The organism is Paenibacillus sp. 01T442 (assembly GCF_056398345.1).
In genome coordinates this window covers 24,540-31,112 of sequence record NZ_JBFTPF010000060.1, presented here as the reverse complement: position 1 = coordinate 31,112, position 6,573 = coordinate 24,540, and the positions used below count along the sequence as shown (strand labels likewise).

Genomic DNA, 6,573 nt, shown 5'->3' with positions numbered 1-6,573 from the left:
ACCCAAGCCAATCTCCCCCTATTACTCCTGCCCAAAACCACAGAAAATTCTGAGACAGATACATGGCATCCGTCTCACCAAGACTTGTTAAATTCCTTGGCCAAACGGTTGGTAGAACAAGTTGATCAATATTTAAAAGGAAACATTTCTATTTTCATTTCGAATCAAGCACAATTTCCAAAAGATATTCATTCCGTCTTCTTGTCTGTACGGTCAACCGTCATGAAATCGGCAGAGCGACAAGGAGTTTTTGTCTTGGAGCAGGATATCATTCAAAATCGAAAATTGGTACCATTGAGCACGCTATATCAAGTACCGATGTTGATTCAACTCATGGATATGGGCAATATGGAAAAAATTAATGAGAAATTCATAGCGATATTTCATGAACTTGAACAAAGTCAGTCGGACTCGCAAGCGCATATCCGAGAGGCCTATTTACATTTATTAAGCTGCTTCACTTATCTGGCACACAAAAAAGGGATCGTCCTAGAAGATATAATAGGCACTTCATCGCATTCAGAAAGCCATGTGATTCATTCTGCCAAACAATTAAAAACATGGAGCGGTATTATCATGGAGGCACTGATGGAAGATGTGCCTTTAATGAATGATGAGAATCACCAGCAACTGGTTAACAAAATTCACCACTACATCCAGCAAAACTTGGGGAAGGATGTCACCCTGCAAACTATCAGTGATGCGGTTTATTTGCATGCTGTTTATTTATCGAAAATATATAAAGAGATAACAGGTATGAATTTGAGCGAATATATTCTTCGAGTACGTATGGAAGAAGCTAAGAATTTGTTGGAAAATACATCTTGCAAGATCTATGAAATTACAGAAAAAATCGGTTACCAGAGCCCGCAGCATTTTATTAGGCGATTCAAACAATATTACGGAGTTACACCTGAGATCTATCGAAAACAATAAGAAGTTGGTCAAACATGATTAATGAAAGTTCATGATCTTTAATTTCAATCATGTTATTCTCTTTTTTCGGATGCCATAATGAATGATGTAGAAGTTGGCAGAAGGAAGGTAGCGGATGAATAATAAGGCGAATTGGATAGAAGAAGCATGGCAGCAGGTGGTCAAAAAAATCGATAGAAACAGCTATTCTATTGGAGCTTCATTTCCGAATGGCTCAAAAGATGGACGTTACACGAAGAGCTCTCCCCACGATTGGGTTTCGGGATTTTGGCCAGGAATGCTTTGGTTGGTTTATCAAGAAACACAAAATGAACGATTAAAGGATTTGGCTGTACAATGTGAGCGAGAAATCAGTCAGTCGCTATGGGAATTTGATTCCTTGCATCATGATGTTGGATTTATGTTTGGTTTAAGCAGCGTCAATCAATATATGCTCATGCAAGATGAGGAAGCCAAGCGCCACGGGCTCATGGCTGCCAGTCTGTTAGCCGGAAGATTTAATCCAGCTGGTGGGTTTATCCGTGCGTGGCCGAATTGGGGCGGGGAGKATCATAGTGGCTGGGCTATTATCGACTGTATGATGAATCTGCCACTCCTCTACTGGGCTTCGCGAGAAATCGCAGATCCTCGGTATCGTCTTATCGCGGAAATTCATGCGGATACTGTGCTTCGGGAGTTTGTACTTGCAGATGGATCTGTTCACCATATCGTGAGCTTTGATCCGGAAACAGGGGAGCGAATGGCGGCGATTGCTGGACAAGGATATGCCGCGGATTCGGCCTGGTCAAGAGGAGCAGCATGGGCATTGTATGGGTTTGCTCTTAGTTTTGCTTATACGGGCAAGGAGACTTACCTACTTGCAGCCAAAAAGGTGGCACGTTTTTTTCTCGATCATTTGCCAGGGGACTTTGTACCTTATTGGGATTTCCGACTGCCTGCTGAAGCGGAAGACATGCCGAGAGATTCCTCGGCAGCGGCTATAGCTGCCTCAGGTCTGTTGGAACTAGCATCGTTGTTACCGGAAGCGGATGGCAGGGAATATCAACGATTGGCGGAGATTATTCTGCGTTCGTTGTATGAGAACTATACGGCTCATGAAGCAGATGAAGAAGGGCTGTTGCTACATGCGACCGGATATTTCGCAGCACATATTTATGTAGATACGCCACTTATTTATGGTGATTATTATTATGTCGAAGCGTTGATGAAGCTTAAGAATAAGGGGAGAAAATAAGAAATGACGACTAAGCGTGTAGAAACAGTAAAACCGGGGTACTTTGGCACAGCTGCTGCAGCGGATAGCCGCAGAGGAGAATTTGATTGTGGCAATGAGGTATTAATTGCCCATGAAGTACCTGTTGATTTTGTATTTATCGGCGATTCGATTACGCACATGTGGGAGTTGAATGCTTATTTTGGCCGCGGCAGTCGTTTTATTGTGAATCGAGGAATTGGTGGAGACATCAGCAGCCATGTACGAAGACGATTTGATGCTGATGTGATTCAATTGATGCCGAAGCATGTGGTGATCAAAATTGGCGTGAATAATTTTTGGGCACTGGATGGCGCTACAACGGAGCAAAGGAAGACAGCGGAACAAATTATGACTGGTTTGGTAAATGATATACAGGAAATGGTTAAGAAAGCGAAAAATCACGATATTAAGCCAGTGATCTGTTCCATTCTTCCAACGAATTTGCCGCAATCGGGAAACAATCAGATACGAAACAAGACAATACGCAGTGTAAACGAGCAACTTCAAAAAATAGCGAACGAACAAGGGGCTATTTTTGTCGATTACCATTCGCGGATGGTCACAGAAGATGGCATCCAATTGCGCGAGGAGCTTGCAGACGATGGGCTTCACCCTCATGTTCTTGGCTATGACATTATGGCTAATGCTTTGCGTGAAACATTGGAACATAAGGGGATTCAAATATAAGAGCGCCTTTCTGATGATAAGAAAAAAATTTACCCATGCATGTATAATATTTTTTAAACTCCACATGATAATATCACACCAAGAAAAGGAGTGAATAACAATTATGGCTAACAACACATTGGCAGTTCCACAAGCAAAAGCAGCAATGGATCAACTGAAGTATGAGGTAGCACAAGAGTTAGGGATTCAGCTTCAAGCGTACAATGGCAATCTTGCATCACGCGATGCTGGCTCCATTGGTGGCAACATTACGAAGCGTTTAGTGCAAATCGCAGAACAACAACTTTCTGGTTCGGCAGGAAACTTCAGACGCTAAGTTGATCGTATTTGCAAGTAAACACAAAAGACTACAAGCACCTATTCCTCCTTGGGTGAATGCAGTCTTTTTTTTGTTAGGGTTAAATAGGACTTGAGCGGCACCTTCGCTTCAAGTTCTTTTTCTATCTCGAGCGCTCGACATTGAAATGTTACAGGTGTAAATTTAGAGTCCCGTTTTACGCCACTCGCTTGGAGAACTGCCGATATGTTTCCGAAATACGGTCGTGAAGTGTTGACTAGTCTTAAAGCCTAGTTCAAAAGCAATTTCCGTAATGGAGACGTTTGTTTGCAGAAGAGAGCAAGCACGTTCCATTCTTACGCGTTCCATATATGCAGCAGGAGACTGTCCGAATATGTCGTGAAACACTTTATAGAAATGAGATTCGCTCATCTGAGATGCATGTGCCAGCTCCGCAACGGAATATCGATGATTAGGCGCTTGCGTTATTAGATGAACAGAGCGGATCACACTATCCTTGACTCCGGGCTCTATTGACTTGGAGGAAGTAGGCTGCAGAAGTCCCATGATGATATCTAAAACCYGATGTCGGGCAAAAAATGCTTGATCAGGGCTCTCTGTTTCTAATGTTGCCTTTAAGCGAACGAATTGTTCGTGCACGCGATGACCTGCGCGAAATACTCGTGGAAGTTGCTGTAAGCGTGAAGCAGCCAACTCGCGATCAGAGCCTTCTAAGCGGAACCAGTTCGAGGTGGCCTCTGGATCCTGCACGATCATCCACCAGATCCGGCTAGGTTCCAAGTGATTGAAGCGAGCTTTATGAAGCTCTCCAGGACGGGTGTAAAACCATTGTCCAGCATTCATAGGGTAAGAGATACCATTGATTTCCCATGTAGCACTCCCGCTGTGCAAATAGACGAATTCATATGCGTGATGATGACAGTGTATGGGAATGGGATAGGCTTCTGCATATTTTTGGTATCCAACGACTTCCAATTCTGGAAGGATTCTATTGGTGGTTGCGCTTTCCAATTTCTCAGAATTATCAGCATGCAGAGGGAAAACCCATCGCATCGAACTAGACGAGTGGATCTTAGTCATTATCAGCCCTGCCTTCCCTATGTTCGAATTGCTCCTATGTGTCTGATCCTATTTAATATGTTCTGGGAAGTCAAGTGTCAACCCATCTGGTACGCTTAGCATATTCAGAATCGAAGAAAAATACAGAGTGACGAGGAGAGATCATATGGGAAACACCAGACAACGGGACTATAGTATTCTAGGGCCAGAACGGCAAAAAGCGATCGAGAAAGGGCTTGTTTCAGGGGAATGGTATCAATGTCCTGTTCCACGAAAACGAATGAAGGAGCTCATGACCCGCAAGAACGGTCCGGCAATTCGGGACACCTTGCTATGGATAGCTATTACGATCGTCCTTGGTTATGTAGCTTATCTGTCTTGGGGTACGTGGTGGGCAATACCCGCCTTCATCGTATACGGAACCATCTATACGGTACCTGCCGTATCCAAATGGCATGAATCCAGCCATGGCACGATGTTTCGAACGGTGTGGATGAACGAAGCCTTGTATCAGTTCACTTCGTTTCTGATTTTGATTCAAGCGACAAACTTTCGCTGGACGCATACTCGCCACCACACGGATACGATCATCGTGGGCAGCGATCCGGAAATTATGGAACCGCGTCCTCCGAAGTTGCAGCGTGTGCTTCGAAATATTTTACGAGAATCATTTATTTACAGTACCTGGACCTATCTGTTCAAACATGCAATCGGACTCCTAAGTGCCGAGGAGAAGGAATTAGTCCCGATCAGCGAACAACGAAAATTATTCTTGGAAGCACGTGTATTTATTATTATTTATGCCGTTATTATCTCTTTGAGCTTTTATCTAGGGAGCATTCTACCACTCATGTTCGTTGGGCTGCCATCGTTCTATGGCGCTTTGTTGAACGGCTTGCTGGTCTCAACGCAGCATGTGGGTCTATATGAAGACACGCTCGATCACAGGCTTTGTGCAAGGACGTTCTATACAAACCGTATTCTTCGGTTTCTGTACACGAATATGAATTATCATATTGAACATCATATGTTTCCTTTGGTTCCCTATTATAATTTGCCTGCTTTGCATGAGGAGATCAAACTTGACTGCCCAGCTGCTGCCCCGAGCTTCACGGCCGCTGTTCGTGAGACTTGGGCGGCAATCTGGAAGATGCGGAAAGACCATTCTTATGTCGTTCCTAGGTGCCGTGAGTTTGCTGAGCGTCAGAGGGCAACTGATCGAAATCTTTCGTCGGTATCTCAGTCGGKGTGAAAAGGTCAGTTTCGTAAGTCTTTCCCTAATCCATTTTCAGATTATTACCATATAGTGGGTTGGTTATTGTGGTATAATCAAAGCAGGTCGTGAAGTACGCGCCGCCTGTTACTGGTTCCTAGAACCTGACAGGCGGCTATTTTATTTCCAGGAGGCAGAAGAAAATGGAGCCGATAAAGGAGCTGCTGAAATCTGACGAGTCATTCGGTCGTGCTTACGCAAGATTTATGGAAGAGCAAATAAATGGAAGCTCAGGAGAAAGAAAACGGAGGCTGCTTAGCGATAAACGGTACGCTGAAACCTTGTTCCTCAAGGAAGTCTGGTGGCCAGCTTTCCTTAGCTTTCGACGACTGTTCGCCGAATATGAGATCCGAGATTTTAAGGATGGCTGGCGATACTTGGATTTTGCGTTCATCGTCAACGCCGTGCTCATATGCATTGAGATTGACCCCTTYGGGACCCATTTTCGCAACATTGATCGTAATCGATACGACGACAATCTACATCGTCATAATGACCTCGTCTTGGACGATTGGAAAATTTTCCGTTTTTCGTTGGATGATATTAAAAACAATCCACGTAGATGTCAACAAACACTGATGCAGGCAGTAGCGAAGTGGGGGTTGGAAGATACATCTAATCTACTCCATTTACATCCCATAGAATATGCTGTTTGGAAATGGGTTGAAAGCAATGAAGGTATGGTCACTCCAATTTCAGTAGCTAGGGCGCTACGAATCAACAGAGAAACTTCCGCTAAATATCTAAAATTACTCGTTATTAAAGGATTAATCCTTCCTGCATCCAAAGATGGCAAGAAGGTTATGCGATATCAAGCAAATTCTTCAGTAATAAGTTGCAGGAATCGAACCTCACAACGACTGTCGAACTAACCCGGCCCTTCTCTGAAGCTGGATATTCCAGCTTCAGTGGTGTGAGTTCGAGTAGTTGAGCCACTCTGAAGATGGATATTCCAGCGTCAGAGTGTGAGTTCGAGTAGTTGGCCACTCTGAAGCTGGATATTCCAGCGTCAGAGTGTGAGTTCGAGTAGTTGAGCCACTCTGAAGATGGATATTCCAGCGTCAG

7 protein-coding genes are annotated in these 6,573 nt (G+C 44.0%); 6 read left to right on the top strand and 1 reads right to left on the bottom strand.

The window, feature by feature from the left end; all coding sequences use genetic code 11:
* The 4 genes from AC1DLM_RS27905 to AC1DLM_RS27890 all read left to right on the top strand — a co-directional run.
* On the top strand, nucleotides 1–936 hold a 936-nt coding region (locus AC1DLM_RS27905; protein WP_477571780.1), incomplete at its 5' end, for a helix-turn-helix transcriptional regulator.
* 115 nt (nucleotides 937–1,051) lie between these two features.
* A complete protein-coding gene (locus AC1DLM_RS27900; protein WP_477571779.1) occupies nucleotides 1,052–2,170 on the top strand; it encodes a glycoside hydrolase family 88 protein in 1,119 nt (372 codons plus the stop codon).
* Between the two features lie 3 nt (nucleotides 2,171–2,173).
* On the top strand, nucleotides 2,174–2,878 hold the full coding sequence (locus tag AC1DLM_RS27895; protein WP_477571778.1) for a GDSL-type esterase/lipase family protein: 705 nt from the start codon (nucleotides 2,174–2,176) through the stop codon (nucleotides 2,876–2,878).
* A gap of 103 nt (nucleotides 2,879–2,981) precedes the next feature.
* On the top strand, nucleotides 2,982–3,194 hold the full coding sequence (locus AC1DLM_RS27890) for an alpha/beta-type small acid-soluble spore protein (protein ID WP_441989582.1): 213 nt from the start codon (nucleotides 2,982–2,984) through the stop codon (nucleotides 3,192–3,194).
* Nucleotides 3,195–3,359: 165 nt separating this feature from the next.
* Here the strand turns inward: AC1DLM_RS27890 and AC1DLM_RS27885 are convergent, their stop codons facing one another.
* Nucleotides 3,360–4,256, bottom strand: a complete 897-nt coding sequence (locus tag AC1DLM_RS27885) for a helix-turn-helix transcriptional regulator (RefSeq protein ID WP_477571777.1) — start codon at nucleotides 4,254–4,256, stop codon at nucleotides 3,360–3,362.
* 145 nt (nucleotides 4,257–4,401) lie between these two features.
* On the opposite strand from AC1DLM_RS27885, the gene AC1DLM_RS27880 reads away from it, so the two are divergent.
* Both AC1DLM_RS27880 and AC1DLM_RS27875 read left to right on the top strand, forming a co-directional pair.
* On the top strand, nucleotides 4,402–5,487 hold the full coding sequence (locus tag AC1DLM_RS27880; protein ID WP_477571776.1) for a fatty acid desaturase: 1,086 nt from the start codon (nucleotides 4,402–4,404) through the stop codon (nucleotides 5,485–5,487).
* Nucleotides 5,488–5,651: 164 nt separating this feature from the next.
* Entirely contained in the window at nucleotides 5,652–6,380 is a 729-nt protein-coding gene (locus AC1DLM_RS27875; RefSeq protein WP_477571775.1) for a DNA-binding response regulator, read from the top strand.
* Nucleotides 6,381–6,573 lie beyond the last annotated feature (193 nt).